Annotated in this window: 14 protein-coding genes and 1 pseudogene; 7 read left to right on the forward strand and 8 right to left on the reverse strand. The window is 56.9% G+C overall.

Annotation, left to right across the window (positions count from 1 at the left end):
• Positions 1–214: 214 nt before the first annotated feature.
• On the forward strand, positions 215–1291 hold the full coding sequence (gene purM / locus SADFL11_RS07720; protein ID WP_040451882.1) for a phosphoribosylformylglycinamidine cyclo-ligase: 1077 nt from the start codon (positions 215–217) through the stop codon (positions 1289–1291).
• A gap of 51 nt (positions 1292–1342) precedes the next feature.
• Positions 1343–1993 (forward strand): phosphoribosylglycinamide formyltransferase, encoded by a 651-nt coding sequence (gene purN / locus SADFL11_RS07725; protein ID WP_040451880.1) that lies wholly within the window; start codon positions 1343–1345, stop codon positions 1991–1993.
• A gap of 4 nt (positions 1994–1997) precedes the next feature.
• Here purN and SADFL11_RS07730 read toward each other — a convergent pair whose 3' ends face one another.
• Positions 1998–2885 (reverse strand): amidohydrolase family protein, encoded by an 888-nt coding sequence (locus SADFL11_RS07730; protein WP_008192187.1) that lies wholly within the window; start codon positions 2883–2885, stop codon positions 1998–2000.
• A 178-nt stretch (positions 2886–3063) separates the two neighbouring features.
• Here SADFL11_RS07730 and SADFL11_RS07735 point away from each other — a divergent pair, with 178 nt between their 5' ends.
• Positions 3064–4458: an aminotransferase-like domain-containing protein gene (locus SADFL11_RS07735; protein ID WP_008188694.1), complete on the forward strand. Its 1395-nt coding sequence runs from the start codon at positions 3064–3066 to the stop codon at positions 4456–4458.
• A 154-nt stretch (positions 4459–4612) separates the two neighbouring features.
• Positions 4613–5039, forward strand: a pseudogene (locus tag SADFL11_RS07740) (DUF983 domain-containing protein).
• Between the two features lie 207 nt (positions 5040–5246).
• Here SADFL11_RS07740 and SADFL11_RS07745 read toward each other — a convergent pair.
• Entirely contained in the window at positions 5247–6449 is a 1203-nt protein-coding gene (locus tag SADFL11_RS07745; protein WP_008192649.1) for an HlyD family secretion protein, read from the reverse strand.
• Positions 6442–7029, reverse strand: a complete 588-nt coding sequence (locus SADFL11_RS07750) for a hypothetical protein (RefSeq protein WP_134852950.1) — start codon at positions 7027–7029, stop codon at positions 6442–6444. Before SADFL11_RS07750 ends, SADFL11_RS07745 begins: the two co-directional genes overlap by 8 nt.
• 323 nt (positions 7030–7352) lie before the next feature.
• Here SADFL11_RS07750 and SADFL11_RS07755 point away from each other — a divergent pair, with 323 nt between their 5' ends.
• The gene (locus tag SADFL11_RS07755) at positions 7353–8405 is read left to right on the forward strand and encodes a hypothetical protein (protein ID WP_008191594.1); all 1053 of its coding nucleotides are present in this window, start codon (positions 7353–7355) and stop codon (positions 8403–8405) included.
• Positions 8406–8414: 9 nt separating this feature from the next.
• On the opposite strand, the gene SADFL11_RS07760 is transcribed toward SADFL11_RS07755, so the two are convergent.
• The 4 genes from SADFL11_RS07760 to ndk form a co-directional block, all read right to left on the reverse strand.
• Positions 8415–10511, reverse strand: a complete 2097-nt coding sequence (locus SADFL11_RS07760; RefSeq protein WP_040451867.1) for a molybdopterin-containing oxidoreductase family protein — start codon at positions 10509–10511, stop codon at positions 8415–8417.
• Between the two features lie 105 nt (positions 10512–10616).
• On the reverse strand, positions 10617–11060 hold the full coding sequence (locus tag SADFL11_RS07765; protein WP_008190719.1) for an EF-hand domain-containing protein: 444 nt from the start codon (positions 11058–11060) through the stop codon (positions 10617–10619).
• Positions 11061–11149: 89 nt separating this feature from the next.
• Positions 11150–12283, reverse strand: a complete 1134-nt coding sequence (locus tag SADFL11_RS07770; protein WP_008189538.1) for a YHYH protein — start codon at positions 12281–12283, stop codon at positions 11150–11152.
• A gap of 281 nt (positions 12284–12564) precedes the next feature.
• Complete coding sequence (ndk, locus tag SADFL11_RS07775) at positions 12565–12987, reverse strand: nucleoside-diphosphate kinase (RefSeq protein WP_008196269.1); 423 nt, start codon at positions 12985–12987, stop codon at positions 12565–12567.
• A 235-nt stretch (positions 12988–13222) separates the two neighbouring features.
• Between ndk and SADFL11_RS07780 the strand changes: the two genes are divergently transcribed.
• The gene (locus tag SADFL11_RS07780; protein WP_008189462.1) at positions 13223–14098 is read left to right on the forward strand and encodes a DUF4344 domain-containing metallopeptidase; all 876 of its coding nucleotides are present in this window, start codon (positions 13223–13225) and stop codon (positions 14096–14098) included.
• Here the strand turns inward: SADFL11_RS07780 and SADFL11_RS07785 are convergent.
• Positions 14095–15117 (reverse strand): helix-turn-helix domain-containing protein, encoded by a 1023-nt coding sequence (locus tag SADFL11_RS07785; RefSeq protein WP_008191692.1) that lies wholly within the window; start codon positions 15115–15117, stop codon positions 14095–14097. The genes SADFL11_RS07780 and SADFL11_RS07785 overlap by 4 nt on opposite strands.
• Before the next feature lie 143 nt (positions 15118–15260).
• On the opposite strand from SADFL11_RS07785, the gene SADFL11_RS07790 reads away from it, so the two are divergent.
• A complete protein-coding gene (locus SADFL11_RS07790; protein WP_209002763.1) occupies positions 15261–16346 on the forward strand; it encodes an alpha/beta hydrolase family protein in 1086 nt (361 codons plus the stop codon).
• Positions 16347–16421 lie beyond the last annotated feature (75 nt).

The following is a 16421-nucleotide window of genomic DNA, read 5'->3' on the forward strand; positions in this document are numbered from 1 at the left end:
GTCGGTTTCCTTGTTCCGAATACGGTCTGCCGACTGCACGATATGCATCCCTGTGCCCGGCACTCTCTCGTTGTGTGCAGTTAGGATGCCAGGGGCTGGCAGGTCAAGAGCCCGCCATTTGCCGGTGACTTCACCCGCCCGGCTCTTGTTTTCTGAAGCCCCAGGCTGTAAGCGCAGCAGGCAAAGCCAACCGCAGCCAGCTTTGGAGCGCCTCATGAGCCAATCGTCTTCTTCCGGTTCCAACGGTTTGACCTATGCCGATGCCGGGGTCGACATCGACGCTGGCAATGCGATGGTCGATCGGATCAAGCCGCTGGTCAAGGCGACATCCCGCCCCGGTGCAGACAGTGATATTGGCGGTTTTGGCGGTCTCTTCGACCTCAAAGGTGCCGGATTTACAGACCCGGTTCTGGTGGCGGCCAATGACGGCGTTGGCACCAAGCTGAAAATCGCGATTGAAACGGGCCAACACCGCACCGTCGGGATCGATCTTGTTGCCATGTGCGTCAATGATCTGATTGTTCAGGGCGCTGAGCCTCTGTTTTTTCTCGACTATTTTGCAACCGGTGCGCTGGATGTCGACACGGCCACCGATGTGGTCGCCGGCATCGCTGATGGCTGCAAGATGGCCGGTGCTGCCCTGATTGGCGGTGAAACCGCCGAAATGCCAGGCATGTATGCCGCTGGCGACTATGACCTCGCAGGTTTTTCCGTCGGCGCTGTGGAGCGCGGCGAAATCCTGCCGCGCCAGGATGTGGCTGACGGCGATGTGCTCCTCGGCCTCGCGTCCTCCGGCGTCCATTCCAACGGCTATTCCATGGTGCGCAAGATCGTTGAGCTCACCGGTCTTGAATGGTCAGCCGCGGCGCCCTTCGCAGAGGGCCTGACCCTTGGCGAGGCACTGATGGTCCCGACCAAGATCTACGTCAAACCGCTGCTTGCCGCCTTGAAGGAAACCAGCGGTATCAAGGCGCTCGCTCACATCACCGGTGGGGGCCTGCCGGAGAACCTGCCGCGGGTCCTGCCAAAAGGGTCTTCTGCGCGCATTGACCTTGCCAAGATATCCGTTCCGCCGGTTTTCTCCTGGCTCGCCGAAAAGGGCGGAGTTGCAGAAGCTGAAATGCTGCGCACCTTCAACTGCGGCATCGGCATGGTTGTTGTGGTCGCAAGCGATGAAGCCACAGCGGTCTCGGCCGCGCTGGAAACAGCTGGTGAAACCGTTGTCAAAATCGGCCGGATTGAAACGGCCGGCAGCAGCCCTGTCTTGTTTGACGGCGCACTCAAGCTTTAATCCGCCAACATTGATCCGAAAGCCATTATCTGAAACCGGGGGCCTGCCATCATGAGCCGCAAAAAGACCGCCATCTTGATATCCGGCCGCGGCTCAAACATGGGCGCCTTGATTTCCGCGGCCATGGATCCGGCTTTTCCGGCAGAGATCTCGCTGGTCATTTCCAACCGGCCCGACGCCAAGGGTCTTGAGCGGGCTAAGGAGTTCGGGATTGCCACAGCTGTCGTCGATCACACGGAATACGGCGGGGACAGGCAAGCCTTTGAGCGCTCCGTCGATGAGGTCCTCAAAGCAGCCAAAATAGACCTTGTTGCCCTTGCCGGCTTCATGCGGATCCTCTCGCCGTACCTTGTCAACGCCTGGGCGGGCCGGATGATCAACATCCACCCGGCCCTACTGCCCTCGTTCAAGGGCCTGGCGACCCACGAGCGAGCGCTTGAAGAAGGCGTCAAACTGCACGGCGCGACGGTCCATTTTGTGTCTGCCGAAATGGATGACGGACCGATCATCACACAAGGCGCCGTCCCGGTTCTCGATCAGGACACGCCCGACAGCCTCGCGGCCCGGGTTTTAGACGTGGAACACAAGATCTATCCGAAAGCCCTGCAGCTTGTGGCGTCCGGAAAAGCCAAGATCAAGGGCGGCACCAAAGTCGCCACCGGCGATGCGGACGAGACCGTTGCACCGCTGATCTGGCCGTAACCCCTCACCGCGTCCCGATTTGCTCCATCGAAATTTTGCGGCCAAAAACCCGTTCGGCGTTCTTGTAGGCGAGTTTTTCGGCGATCTCGCGCGGGAATTGGGAGAGCCACAGGCGGTTCATGTCCATGATCGCCGAATAGTTCTCCCACTGGCTGTTCACCCAGGTGTCGCTGCCAATCATCAAACGGTCCTGGAAATCGAGAATGATTTCCACCCACTCGGGGCTGAGCTTGTCGCCCGGCCCGGCAATCTCCCATTCCCTCAAAGAGGTGTCGGCGAGAAGTTCCGGAAACGCCTCCATCAGCGCGTAGACCTCTGATGCCGGTGTGGACAGGCCGGCATGCGCCCAGATGATCTTCACATCCGGGTCCAGCCCATAGAGCCAGCGGATCGGGTCCGCGCCGGAGTGAACGTGCAAGTAGATGTCCCGGTCCTTCGCCATCTTGATGATCTTGCGGAAGAGCGGCTCATCAGACGTGTCCAGGCGGTGGATGTGGAATTCACCAATGCCCTCGTGCGGATAAGTCTCAAGACGCGTCTCCAGGTAGGCGTCCATCCCCTCCGTCTTGGTCCAGTTGGAAGACCCGGCCGCGCCGTGATAGGGCCGAAGCTCCGGGACGATGCGATTGGGGGCATATTCCCAAAGCATGATGGTGCCTTCATCCGGCGTGGACGACACCAGAGCCATGGCGACCCCGTTTTCGTCCATCAGTTCGATGATGGTTTCGACCGGGAACCTTTGCCATGCCGGTTCCTTGTAATGGACATGCGCATCGAACAGCGGAATATCCTTGATCGCTGCACCGATTGGCGGCCCATCGGGTCCGGCTGCATGCGCCGCTGAGAATGCGCCGAGCGCCAGAATGGCAGTGGCAGTCGATTTGAAACCCAAAACGTGTCCTCCCGGCGTTTCCTTTGTGGCCCTTGAGTATAGAGCCCTGACGAGATGCCGAAAGACGCACCGCGTTCGAAAAACATCTCTTCATGTTTCAACGGATTGCTGTGGGCTGACAAAAATGAATGACTGCGCTATACAGTCAATATGCAGTCAATTTGGGAAGTGATCGACAATGACCGACTGGTGCCCTGACCTCAGCCGCAGCGCAGCGCCCCGCTATCTCGCGCTTGCCGACAGCATCGAGGAGGATATTGCATCGGGCGTCTTGAAAACCGGAGACCGGCTGCCTGCACAGCGGCGGCTGGCCGTTCAACTCGGGCTCGACTTCACCACCGTCGCCCGGGGCTATAATGAAGCGCGCCGCAGAGGGGTGATTTCTTCGCTCGTGGGCAGCGGTACATTTGTCTCCGGAGACAAGAACACGGTCCCGATCGGTGCGCTGTCGCAAAACCCCATGCGTATGGCTGCTCCTGATTTTTCCATGAACCTGCCGCCTGAGCCGAGTGCCCCCGAGCTTCAGGCGAAGATGCAGAAAAGCCTTAGCGCGCTCTCTGCCGATCTTCCTGCCCTGATGCGCTATCAGACATTTGAGAGCTCAGAGCAAGACGTGAAGGCCGCTGGTCTCTGGCTGCACCAGACTGGCTTGGCGCCAGACACTGACCGCATTCTGATCGCTCCGGGCGCCCAGGCAGCACTGGCTGCGATCCTTACGATTTTGACCCGCCCAGGCGATCATATCGCGTGCGAGAATATCACCTATCCAGGCATCAGATCGCTTGCTGCTCAAATGGGTCTGCAGCTTACTGGACTTGACATGGATGACGACGGGATCGTGCCGGATGCATTGGAAAAGGCGTGTAAAAAAGTTGATCTGAAAACGCTTTACCTCAATCCAACGATCCAAAACCCGACTACGTACACAATGCCGGAGGAGCGCCGCAGCGCTATCGCCAATATCGCGGCCCGGTATGGCTTACCGATCCTGGAAGATGATCCTTACAGCCCCTTGCTGCCCACCGCTCCACCGCCGCTGGCAGCACTCTGCCCCCGGAACACATGGTACATCGGCTCGTTATCTAAAACCATCGGCGCGGGGCTGCGCGTTGCCTACGTGCAAGCACCGTCCAAAAAAGCCGGCTGGCAGGTCTCCCGCGCGCTGCGCACCGGTCAGGTGATGCCCGCTCCGCTCACCGTTGCGCTTGCAACGCAGTGGATCCTGGAAGGAACAGCGGCCGAAATCTGCGCCGCTGTTGGTAAGGAAAGCGCGGAGCGGCAAACGCTCGCTGCGCACCATCTTCAGGACCTAGCGCATCGCACGGACCCTAACGGTTTTCATGTCTGGCTCACGGTCGATAATGGCTGGACCCGCTCAAGCTTTGCAAGCCAGCTGCGCGGCCTTGAGATCGGAGTGACGGAAAGCGACGCATTTACGGCGGCGGGCTCATCGGCAGAGGCTGTACGCCTGTGTCTGGGCGGCCCTGTCCCGCGCACCACTCTGAACACGGCACTGGAGACGATCGCGAGCCTGCTGGACAGCTCTCCGGAACAGGCATCTGCCTATTTCTGATCTGCAGCGCTTGCGGCAGAACCAAAATGCCGCACCGACCCTGCTTGCGAAACAGGTTCAATTTTGAGATATTGACTGCAGACAAAATGACATCAATTATCAAATTGACTGCATATAACGGCCAGGGAAAGACCTGACCGGAAAGGCTTCCGACATGAGCACACAGCATCAATGGCCCAAACTGCCCCCGGTTCAAACCGGCATTCGTGGCCGCTGTCCCCGGTGCGGTGAAGGAAAGATTTTTGACGGCTTCCTAACCATGGCCAAGGGCTGCAAGGTTTGCGGGCTAGATTACAGCTTTGCAGACCCGGCAGACGGCCCGGCTTTATTCGTGATCTGCTTTGGCTGTATTCCGGCAGTGGCGTTCGGCATCTGGCTGGAAATCGCGTTCACCGCGCCATACTGGGTGCATTTGATCACCACCCTGCCGTTGATCCTATTGACCTGCATTCACGATGCTGCGCCCACTGAAAGGCTGGCTGATCGCAAGCCAGTATTTCTACAAGGCCCAGGAAGGCCGGTTGGTAACGGCCGACGACGCCGAACCGGACACCAATTCGACGAGTAACGCAACGAGCTAAACAGACCTGCAGCAGCGCTGAGTTTCCCGCATTCAATGTCGGTGATGCAGCGCGGCGGAATAATGTTTTTTTACAATTCAACACGATCGGTAATGCCGTTTCGAGACCCTTCCACAGGCATCGAACCGGCTGCACCGCCCATCCGGCCCCGCCCCACCCCTCAATCCCGAGGGAGGGGGCCGGACGGGATTTCAGGGTGTCTAATCCCTAATGTCCGCCGCCGGCCAGTCCGACACCGGTGACCAAAGCGATCCAGACTTTGATCCGCAGTCCCCAGGCCTTGATGATACCGAGCCCGCTCAATACGTGACCGCCAAGACCATGACCAAAATTGCGATCATAGGTCTGCACAATACATCCACTTCCATTGACCAGAAGTTGCTCGTGTTCCGGGTGAACCATTTCAAGAAGCACCGTGACTTCGCCTCTTACCGAAAACTGGGAAGGCTCCAGCAAACGGCCGGTCGCCGTTATCTGGCCTGCTGCGATCTCCGGCTGAATCCCTGCAATTCGCGCAGGAAGAACGGAATCGACCATCGCAACATTGAAGTTTGTGTCACACGCTACCTCTGCCGGCATGCCGACATAAAGAACCGACCGGGCCACCTGAGAAAAGCCAGCAAGGACCCGCCTTGGGTGTTCCGGATCCCGGTCCGGTATGATGATCATGGCCGGGTTGGTCGCGATCTGGGACGCGCGGGCTCCCACATGCAAGGTCAATTGATCGATCATTCCGTCCACCTGAGACCGGACCACAGTCTTCTCAAGTTCCACTTGCGCCTGTTTTAGCGCCGCCTCGGCACTGGCCCTTTGGGCCGGGATAACCTCTTCAAGCTGCAGGTTTGCCTCATCAAGCATCGCCTGAGCCTGGGAGACCTTGGCCTGGCCCGCATCCCTGTCGGCAACGGCCGCTTCATAACGGGTCGCCGTATAAGCAGCGGACTGGCGGACCCGCAGCTCCTCCTGGTCTTCAAAAACCTCGACGGCTTGCTGCAACACCGCCTCTTCGCGATCCAGAGAAGCCTGCGCCGACCGAACCTGCGCTTGCGCAAGAGCAAAAGCCTTGTCGATTTCGGCCAACTTCAGCTCGGCAGTCCGAACCGCAGCCTGTTCGGTCTCATCACTGACCCTAAAGAGGACCTGACCGGGTTCTACCTTGGTGCCGTTGTCGACCTCGATCTGTGTCACGGTGCCGCCATTCTCGCTGACGACCGGGACAATGCGAAACGGAACAAACCCTGTGTAAGACTTCGGATAATAATAGAAGACGGTGAAGAACACCGCGAAAGCCAATGCCAGCCAGGCAAAGAGCGCAATGTGAACATTGTAGAGTGTGATCGGAATGCCGCGCCAGCGCAGGTAAAGGATCCGCAGGACGAACGGGATTGAGGTAACGGTCAACTCAATCATTGCCGGTTCCTCCTTTGGACTTGTCTGAAGGTGTTACTGGTGATGGGGGCGGCGTATCTGGCCGTTCAGGTGCAAGATCATGAGCCTCTGCTATCACCGTTTGGCCGGAGGCTTGTTTGGGCGCGGTTCGGACCCGTTTTCCGTCCCGGTCGTGCTCACCAAGATGCTCATGCTGCAGCTCTTCGAGCATGATTCCCTCAAGCTCCCCCTTCAGCGTGTGTTCTTTCATTGGCTCAAACCAAAGCATCAGATCGCGTGCGAGAGCCGTCGCAATCAAAGAAAGCGGCAGGAGAATGCTGAAATGGCTCAAGGGCGGAAAAATCTCGTACGCAAAGGCAATCATCAAGAGGGTCGGAATTGTGGTCTGAAGAGGGGTTCCTTCATTGTGTTTCTCAGCGAACCGATCGAACCGCGCGTACATGTGGAAGACAGCAAACAACAAGAGAAACAGGAGCACGAGTGCAGAAAACGCAGTTGTGTCCGTTTCGCCGGGACTTGACCACCATGGGACTGTTTGTTCTCCGACATCGGTCGATGATGCCCTGGCCGGAATTGAAAGAAGTGCAGTAAAAAGCAGCAAAAGAGTCCTGCAAATCAGTTGGCTTGGTTTCATATATTGCCACTCCAATCAGATAAAAACTTTCAGTATGAAATCGGCGAACCGCGTCCTTTAGGCCTTTCTAGACAAAAACTCTAACAGTTTGAAAATCAAGATCGGATTCTAGGCTTAACAAACCGCTCACCACTCTTTTGAGGGCTCTCCTGCCCAATTCTGAACGACGAGACCCAACGGGTACGTTCGCGATTTACAGAAAAGCACTAGCGTGAAATACAGCAAACGCATGACTCTCTGCTACTTGAAGTTATATTAAGTCCGCAGCTCGCCTCTTTATGGAGACAACTATGGCTCGACTTATAACCGCTTTTCTTTTCCTAATGCTCGCCGCACAACCAAAATCCGCGCAAGAAATTATCGATCGTGAGTTCTACCGAGGCTATTTCAGTGACCCAAGCATCATTGTCTTGAACACATTCCGACCGATGAAAGCTGGTGACTTAGTCAAAATATTTGGGCCTCAAAACTATCGAGTTCATAGTCTTTCCAATTGCATTAGATCAAGTCGCAGCACATCGCCGCTTCGGCAAAAAAGAACCTTGGCTGTCAAAACAACCAGTCAAAACATCGATTGGTACGAAAGTTTTACCATAAATGGTGGAATACTCGGTTTAGGAGGATCCTACGAAAACACTATTTCCCGACAGGATATCGCAACTTATTCGGGTTCAGGAAACCAGTCCGCATTCCGAGCTTATGCTAGCGATCTGGCGATTGGTCTGTTCGACATACCAACAGTCATAGATGCATCCAAGTGCCCCAAGTACCTTAATTGGGCGGGGGCTAGTGGTGGATGGGTAATACCGGAGACCGTGTACTGCTTCGAAGGAGATCTCGCAGTTTCCTCAACAGTTACGCTCAAGGCTCAGCAAGAATTTTCGCTATCTCTAGATGCAATAGAACCACTGGTTCGACAGATACCCTGGGCATCAGCTGTACTCAAGTCGACATCAATGAGCGGGAAAAACGTCGACGAGTTTTCATTCACTACAGATATGAATGCCAATTTTCCGGGATCTGATAAAGACGTGGAGCCGACTGCTCTGGCACTACGTCCGCTATATATTAACCCCGAGATCGCATCGGAAATCAGTCGGTTGTTCCGAAAGCATCTTGAAGAAAACATTTCAGATACCGAGAAAGCAAAGGCCGTGATTGAAGAACTTCCCGAGCTGAACACGAAAAGCGAAGGTAGCCTCATCAATCGTGTCTTCGCACCTAGCGAAACCATATATCGGGAATGGATCTCCGAAACAAATGAGCAAGTCGAACGAAATCGGCAAATTGCTTATGATGTCAGAAGAACTCTTCTCATGAACTATCTACTGTATGAAGGGTAGCTTGAGCATCTATACCACCCGCACCCACACGGCTGTGTCGTGATAGGCCGCACCGCCGTAAGGGGCGACCGGGTCGGCGCCGGTGAGCGTGTTGATGCCACGGCCATCCTCAAAAGCCTCGTTCGGCCAGATGCCTTCCGAAATCACCGTGCCCGGAGCGACCGTCTCAACAAACCGCGCATGAAGCGTGACCGCGCCGCGCGCATTGCCCATCCTCACCTTGGCGCCATCGGCTATCCCGAACTTTTCGGCATCCTCCGGCCGCAGCCAGACTTCCGGCCGGCCCTCCTTCTTGCGCGAGCCATCGGTTTCGTTGAAGCTGGAATTCAAGAACGAGCGGGCTGGTGCCGTCACCAGCCGTAGTGGATATGCCTCGTTTGCTGCCTCAATTGCATCCCACTGGTCCGGGAACTCGGGCATCTGCTGCCACGGACCGAAAGGGTCGCCTGCCGGTTTGTTGGGAGCAGCGGAGCGGCCCCAATCCGGTTTAAAATGAAATTTCTGATCCGCATGGCCAAAGCCGTTCAGATAATGCGCCTCCGCAAAATCCGGTTGCAAATCGATCCACTTGTTTGCTTCCAGATTTTCCAAGGTGCCATAGCCGGAATTTTCCAGCATCCAGGCAATATGGTCGCGCGCGCTTTTCTCAAAGCCTGCATGAGACTTTGAATCAACACGGGCCGCGATCTCATTCAAAACAAAAAGATTTTCCTTCGGCCCTTCAGGCGGCTCAACCACTTTCGGCCCAAGCAGCAGGTACTGATGGCCACCACCCTTGTAGATGTCGTCGTGTTCGAGGAATTGCGTTGCCGGCAGGACGATATCTGCCATTTCGGCGGTTTCCGTCATGAATTGCTCGTGGACGACGGTGAAGAGATCCTCACGCTCAAACCCCTTGCGGACAAGCTCCTGCTCCGGAGCGACCGACATCGGGTTGGTGTTCTGGATCAGCATGGCCTTGACCGGAGGCCCGCCCACCAGCGCGTCCTGATCGCCCGTCAGGATCCGGCCAATGAGGCTTTGATCCAGCGTCCGGACAGATGGATCGATCAGGCTGTTTGCCTCGATCATTTCCTTGTTCAGCTGATAGATCGCGCCGTTGTTGTGAAACGCACCGCCCCCCTCAACTTGCCAAGCGCCGGTGACCGCTGCGATAGAAGCCGCCGCATGCATGGCCACCGCACCGTTGCGCGCGCGGGTGAACCCGTACCCAAGGCGGAAGAAGGTCTTCTTGACCTCGCCGATCAACCGGGCGACCTCTTCGATTTGAGCCACCTCAAGACCGGTGATCGCGGCTGCCCAATCCGGTGTCCGCGTTTGAAGATGTGAGTCCAGTTCCTTCGGGAAGTCTGTGTATTTGCTCAGATAATCCCAATCGGCAAAACCATCACGGAAGAGCACATGCATGATCGCGCAGGCAAGTGCGGCATCGGTGCCCGGTTTCAGGATCAGGCCAATATCAGCCTGTTTCATGGTCTCTGTCTTATAGACATCGATGACGATGATCTTCGCCCCGCGCGCCTTCCGGGCTGCAATCGCGTGGGTCATGACGTTGACCTGTGTTGCAACCGCATTGGTGCCCCAGATCACGATTTGGTCGGACACGGCCATTTCGCGCGGGTCAGGCCCGGCCAGTTTGCCGGTGCCTGCGACATATCCGGTCCAGGCCATGTTGGTGCAGAAGCTGTCGAACTGGCGGGAGTAGCCCTTGGCATGGCGCAAGCGGTGAATGCTGTCGCGCTGCACGAGCCCCATAGTCCCGGCATAGTGATACGGCCAGACGCTCTCTGCGCCGAATTCGGCTTCTGCTTCCAGGAACTTTTGGGCAATCAGGTCCAGTGCGGTGTCCCAGGAGATTTCCTCAAACCGCCCTTCCCCCTTCTTCCCAACCCGCCGCAAGGGCTTCAGCAAGCGCTCCGGGTGATAAAGCCGCTCGGCGTAGCGGGCGACCTTGGCGCAGATAACACCGGCGGTATACGCGTTGTCCTTGGCACCGTTCAGCCGCTTCACATCGCCATTAGGGTAAAAATGCACATCCAATGCACAGGTGGACGGACAGTCATGCGGACAGGCGGAAAATGCAGATTTTGGCGGCTGCTGCGTCATGGATCATTCCGGTCTTTGAACACGAGCGATCCTTATCCCTTTTCGCGCGCACAACCGTCAAGCACAGCTTTGTCCGGGTGACATTTAGAGCGACCGCGTCTCCGCTTATCCGCCAAGCAATTTGATCCGCGCGTCGCGGTCGTGCCATTTGGTCTGAAATTCCTCGGCACTGACCACTCCATCCTTGTTTTCGTCCATCAGGTCGACCCAGGTGCCCGAATTCGACATGAATTCACCGGCTGACACTTTGCCATCGCCATCCACGTCATTCAGATCGAGGCCCATCAGGACGGACGTGTCTGCGGACTGTGTCTCCGGTTCAGCTTGGGCATCTGCTAAAAACTCATTACTGTCCAGAAAGCCATCCTTGTTGGTGTCAAGCTTTGCAAAAAGAGCTTGCCTGCGCTTTTCAGCTTCTTCGATAGAAACGACGCCGTCGTTGTTCACATCCCAGCGTTCCATGAAACTGGCGCCAGCATCATCTGCCGCCCAAACACACGTTGAGGTCAACACGCCAGCAACCAACGTCAACACGAGTTTTCGATCCATAAACAGCCCCCAATATCAAACAGTGGGGCACACGCACTATTTATGCGAATGACAAGAATGCATGCGCCCACGCACCCTTGTCTCCTTATTCAGCTGCCACTGCAAGGGCTGCGGCCGCCTTGGCGGCGTTGGCCCTGGCGAGGTCCGGCTCCGGGCGGTGGTGGGCGGTGGCCGCCTTGCAGAAACCGTGGCCGATGCCCGCCTTGAGCCTGGATAAGCGTCAGGGCTTCCTCCCTGTTGTCGCTCATGGCGGTGAAGCCGATCGTGGGTCTGTTTGTAGCGGGGTCGGCGGCAAGTGCCGCGAACTGACTTTCTGCCTCATCACTTTGGACATCGGCCCGACGTTTCAACCGCTTGAAGCTTGAGTCCGGCGCGCCCATCCAGCAGCGCGGAATGTACGGAAAACTATCTGTAAGGACGTAGTGATACGTCCCATTCGGATATTCCGGTGTAACGGCAACCCGGCCGTTGCACTGGTCCAGATCCCCTGCGCCGGCAACATATGCCCAGTCCTGGGTGAACTTGCCATTGTAGCGCTCGCCCGGTCCGCTTGGACGGGTTCCGCTCTTGATCCGGTAGCTGCTTTTCAGCTTCTTCACGGCCGACGTCTGCTCAGATTTCGAATAGCCATAGGGGCCGTAGATCGGAAATCCATCAGCTGCCCAGCCGATCAGCGCGGGAACGGACCGGCCACCTTCAGAGGCCAGAATCCCTGTCGGAATGCCATGATAGTGGTAGCTCCCATCCGGCTGCACGTGGGCATTGTATGTGTCGAGCCCCAACTTGCAGGCCCCGCCCAGCGCTTCGTAATTCCACCCCGACCTGCGGTTGTTTTGCCAGTATTCGGCTGTGCCCGGATCCATAACAACACCGTTGATCGCAATGCCGAATACAGACCCTTGGGCATTTGTTGCGCGACCGGTCTTTCGCGGGTTTAGCGGGATTTTGAGGTTGTAGTTCTTTTTGGAAATACTGTGCGGATTGTTTCGGTTCGGAAAGGTGCCTGGCTTCTTGATCGGATAACCGTTGGCACGGATCCGCCTTGAATTGCCATCCACCGTGATGTCCGCAGAGGCCTCGGCTTCAGGAACCAGCAGCTCCAAAACACCTTCTCCTAAATGGTGATGTTCGAGCGCTTCTTCACCTGTCAAAGGTGCCGAACTGTCATGCGCTACTGCTGGTGAGGCAGCCAGTGCGCAGATGAGAAATGCCGTTTTATGCATCTCCAAGTCTCCCGTGTCTTAAGCCCAAGACACGCTCAATATGACTGCATCGTCAAGCAGATGCTGTCACCAAGAGGTATGGAATTGTATCAAGGTGTACCAGTGGCGCTTTACCCCCCTCGCCGTCCCGGCCTCGCGCCGGGACATGACATCACCGTTTGGAGGTGGTCCCGGATCAAGCCCGGGGCGGCACGGAGAAAACAGAAGGTGTTCTCCAAAACGCAAAAAGGACCGGCCGATTTTCGCGGCCAGCCCTTTCAAATCAAAACAGCTAAGAAAAATTAGCCGACCAGCTCGGTGCCGGAGAACCAGAAGGCGATTTCTTCTGCAGCTGTTTCCGGGGCGTCGGAACCGTGAACGGAGTTTTCACCGATGGACAAGGCGAACTCCTTGCGGATGGTGCCTTCAGCAGCGTCCGCCGGGTTGGTTGCACCCATGACTTCGCGGTTTTTCGCAATCGCGTTTTCACCTTCAAGAACCTGAACAACAGTCGGGCCGGAAGACATGAATTCAGTCAGTTCGCCGAAGAACGGACGCTCGGAGTGAACTGCGTAAAATGCTTCAGCTTCGCGGATAGACATCCATACGCGCTTGGAAGCAACAACCCGCAGGCCTGCGTCTTCGAACTTCTTGACGATAGCGCCGGTGAGGTTCCGTTTGGTGGCATCCGGCTTGATCATGGAAAACGTGCGTTCAATCGCCATTTTGTCGTCTTTCTTGAGCTAGTGGGTCGGACCGGCTGGTCCGCCGCATCCTGCATCCGTTTTTGAATTTCGCGGCCTTCATAACGGGGCCCCGCCCTGCCCGCAAGGGGGGCAGGCGATGACATTTTCATGTCGATGACTGTCTGCTTGGATCTTAAGGCCGCTGGTCATCCCCCCAATTGCCGCCTAATCTGATACCAGACCAGATTACACCTGCCTGAAAAAGGTTCGCTGAATGCGCCACGTCCTGACCCGTTTCCGTCCATTGCTTCGGACGAGCCTCTCTGCAGCGGGACTGGTTTTGCTCGGCAGTTTTGCGGCAATCGCATCAATAGACAATGTTAGAGCAAACAGCTTCGCTTCCCAAGACGCACGGCTTTCAGAACTGCCCTCTGAAGATCTGGAAGACCTCCTGGTGTTCGTCGGCGGCAATGCGCTCTTCGCAGCCTATCACGAGGCCGGGCATATGCTGGTCTCCGAACTCAGCATCCCGGTCCTTGGCCAGGAAGAAGACGCCGTCGACAATCTTGCGACCTTATCCATGCTGGCTGCTGACAATGATGAGACGGACCTTTTGTTGATCAATGCGATGATTGGCTGGTTCCTGGTTGCATCGTTCGGCAGCGATGACCTCATCTTTTACGGTGAACATGATCTCGATGAACAACGCGGCTACAGAATCCTCTGCCTGATGGTCGGCGCGGATGAAGATGCGTTCCTGGATCTGGCGCGTGATCTTGAGCTCCCGGAAGAACGCATCGAGACCTGCGCCTTTGACTACGAGCAAACAGCCGATTCCTGGGAAGCGGTAACCGACCCGTACCTGCGCGAGGGCGATACGCCGGCTGGTCGGATCAAGGTTGTCCATGATGCGGCCCCTTCGGGACTGGAAAGCGTTGCCTTGTTCCTGCGGGAAGCAGAAATCCTGGAACAGGTCGCCGACGAGCTCGACACCTTCTATAATCTGCCCGAGCCTGTGACATTCCGCGCGTCAAGCTGCGGGGTCGAAAATGCCTTTTGGGACCCGGACACGCGGGAAGTGATCCTGTGCCACGAATTTCTGGGTGGATTGGCTGAACTCTATCTCGCCGATCTGACGTTCGACAATTAATCGGCAGCCTGCATTTTCTTCCGGTAATCGCCCGGCGGCATCCCATAGCGTTTCTGAAACTCTCTATAAAAATTCGAGCGTGTCAAAAAACCGGCCTTTTCCATGACCTGTGTTGCCGGTGCATCAGTCGTGGTCAGCAATCGCGCGGCTTCTTCCACACGCAAATGATTGACGAACTGACTGACGCTCTGCCCCTTGCCTGCGTTGATCGCACGTGACAACTCACGATCCGGAACCCCCACACGCCGTGCGAGCCGGGTCGCCGTCAACCCGGTATCGCGAAACAGTTCCTGCTCCACCAAAACACCGTGCGCCTTCTGAACGATCTTCTCGTTCCCCCCATTCAAAGCCGGCCGGGCCGCCGCGCGCAAACCGCCTTTGGCGCCCAAGTTCACCCACATCAGCACTGCGGCCACTGTTGTGATCAAACCAAGTGTCGCCAATGACACGAGCCATGCTGCCGCCCTCTCTTCAGAATGCGCAAACAGGACCGCAATCCCGCCATCAACAATCAGAGTTGCAATCATCGTGGCAAGAACGACCGCTTCGATACGGTGCCAGCGGCCGGTCAACTGAACTGGGATCTGGCTGAGCTCATCCGGACCGCGGAGCCAATGCCGCGCCAGCAGCACGGCGTAGGCGGTAAAACTCAGCGCGATCACGACGTCGGGCAAGACACGCGCTTCTTGCGGGAAAAGCACCAGCATGGCTGCGACGCTGGCGATGACACCATGAAACAAAAAGGATTTTCGCAGACGTTCTAAGGCCTGCGTCAACGAAAGGAAACTCAGGAACGCAAGCGGCGCGATCCACACCGGCAACACCCGCTGCAGTGGCAGGAAAGAAAAGATCCCGAAGGCAAAACGCAAACCGACAAAAACGGTCTCTAGAACCAGCAGCGCCAGCAACAAAGCAAAACATAGCCGGGCTATGACCGGAAGACCGCGCCAGAAAACAACGGACAGCAATAGCCCAAGAAAAAGCGCTGCGAGAAGAAACGATACGGGAATGCTGATCATGCCGGTCCGGCCAAATGGAAAAAGGTTTGAGTTCCCTGTCCTTTATCACGTTTGAGGACAGGACACAGGCCGTCAGGCGGTTGTCATCAGGGGGGTCCTCATCTCATCTCAGGCACAGTCCTTTGTTGAAACCCGGAGCTGTTATGACCTCTTCATTTCCAATCTCACCGAGCCGCCATCTGCCAATGATGCTGGCCCTGTTGGCACTCACCGTCTTGCCGGCACGGCCCGCAGGTGCCGCCCCCGCTGAAACAACTTTCTCAGCGACGTTTGGCCCGGGAGTTCAAGAATTCCAGGTTCAAGACGACCAAACCGATCGCCCGCTGGCCGGTCACATCTGGTATCCAACGCCAACGCCGAACCACGCGCCGCGGGCAGACAGGAGCAAGGTCTGGCAAATGGCGCCCGCAGATCCAGGTGCCGAAGTTGCCGACGGGACATACCCGCTGCTGGTCGTATCGCACGGCATGTTCGGCAACACCTTCAATCAGGCCTGGCTCGGATCAGAACTTGCAAGGCATGGCCATGTCGTTGCGATGGTCAATCACCCCGGGACAAGTTCTTTCCTGCGCGATCCTTTGCAAGCCCAACAGCTCTGGGAACGGCCAAAGGATCTGTCGCGCTTGATTACACACCTGACGGAGCGCAGCACCTGGCGGGACTTCATCGATCAAAGCCGAGTTTCTGCGGCCGGCCATTCGCTCGGCGGATTCACGGTCATGCTTGCAGGCGGTGCCCGGTTTGATGGTGATCTTTACGATAAGGGCTGCTTTGGCGACACCCGAATTCCCGTTGTTTGCGACATCCTGCGCGGCTGGTCGGTTGCTGAAACGCCCGAAGACAGGCGTGCGATGGAACAAAACCTTCGAGACAGCCGGATCCGGAAGATCATCAGCCTGGATCTGGGCGGCGCACCGGTCCTGTCGCGATCAAGCCTGTCCTCAGTTGCGATCCCGGTTCTAGTTCTTGGCGCCGGGCGGGCAGATATGCTGGACCAGGATCTGGAGTCCCGTGCTCTTGCCAGCGCCCTGCCCAAAGCCCTCACCGTCCACATCGAGCTTGAGGACGCGGGGCACTTCGACTTCATGGGCGTTTGCAAGCCGGAAGGCTTTGCAATCCTGCAAGAACACGAACCCGGCGACGAAATGGTGTGCGTCAAAGGTGGTGCAGATCGCGAATTGCAACACCAGAGGATTCTCAACGAGATTCTGATGTTTCTGGAGAACTGAACCAGCCGCCCCTGTGGCAAAGTCTTGCAGCTTTGCCACAGGTTGCCGGTTCAACGCGGCCTCATGAACCTTTCC

Source organism: Roseibium alexandrii DFL-11 (genome assembly GCF_000158095.2).
Taxonomy (GTDB): Bacteria; Pseudomonadota; Alphaproteobacteria; order Rhizobiales; family Stappiaceae; genus Roseibium; species Roseibium alexandrii.